Below are 904 nucleotides of genomic sequence, written 5' to 3'. Positions count from 1 at the left end.
ACGCCTGGCGTAGGCTTCGACAGCCCTGGTCGAGACGACCTGGTCGGCGCCGGCGGCGATGATCAGCAGCGGGACCTGGATCCGGGCCATGAAGTCGGGGTCGTTGACGGCTTCCGAAGCTTTCGCGGCTGCCCGCAGCCAACGGATCGTCGGCCCGCCAAGCGCCAGTTGCGGGTATTCTTCATAGATCCGTGTGTTGCGCCGATAGCGTTCCGGGTCCGATGTCAGCTTGTTGGTCTCGAAAGGGGCCGTTGCCCTCGGCCGCGGACCCCAGGCGGCATAGAGCCGGCCGAGGCCGAGAGCGCAGAACAGGGAACAGACGCGGCGAACCGTCGAGATCGAGACCGGAAGGTCGGGCAGCGTCAGGAAAGGCGCGATCAGCACCATGCGCCGGACGCGGTTCACCATCGACGGCGCGGCCAGCAGGGTGATCAATGCGCCTGCCGAATGGGCCAGGATGTAGTAGGGTCCGCGGCAATCGGGCAGCACGATCTCCTCGAAGAACTGTTCGAGGTCGGCGGTGTAGTCGCGGAAGCTGCTGACGTAGCCGCGCTGGCGATCGCGGATCAGCCGGTCTGAATCGCCCTGGCCGCGCCAGTCGAGCGTGGCGACGCCAAAGCCACGATCGGCAAGGTTGCGGATGGTTTCGAAATATTTCTCGATGCACTCGTTGCGGCCGGTGAGCAGGACCACGGTGCCCTTCATCGGGCGAGCGACCGCGCCGAACAGGCCGTAGCGGATATTCTTGCGGTCACGCGTGGTGAAGAAGCCGCCGGCGGCGTTTTCCGGCCGCGGATTGCCCTCGATTTCGTGAAAAAGGGAGTTTTCGGTGAAAAGATCCGTCATTCGGCGCTTCGTGCTCGGCGTCTCGCATGCCCGCCTGCGCTGGCCGGCTCCGCTATGG

Annotated in this window: 1 protein-coding gene; it reads right to left on the bottom strand. The window is 65.4% G+C overall.

Annotation, left to right across the window (positions count from 1 at the left end):
• Window positions 1-846: alpha/beta hydrolase (locus tag ENZ75_RS33030; protein ID WP_164888232.1), on the bottom strand; the 846-nt coding region annotated here is incomplete at its 3' end.
• Window positions 847-904: the final 58 nt, after the last annotated feature.

Source organism: Mesorhizobium sp. M7A.F.Ca.CA.002.04.1.1, from assembly GCF_004022805.1.
Taxonomy (GTDB): Bacteria; Pseudomonadota; Alphaproteobacteria; order Rhizobiales; family Rhizobiaceae; genus Mesorhizobium; species Mesorhizobium ciceri.
The sequence above is the reverse complement of the archived record's forward strand: the minus strand, read 5'-3'. Positions and strand labels throughout refer to the sequence as shown.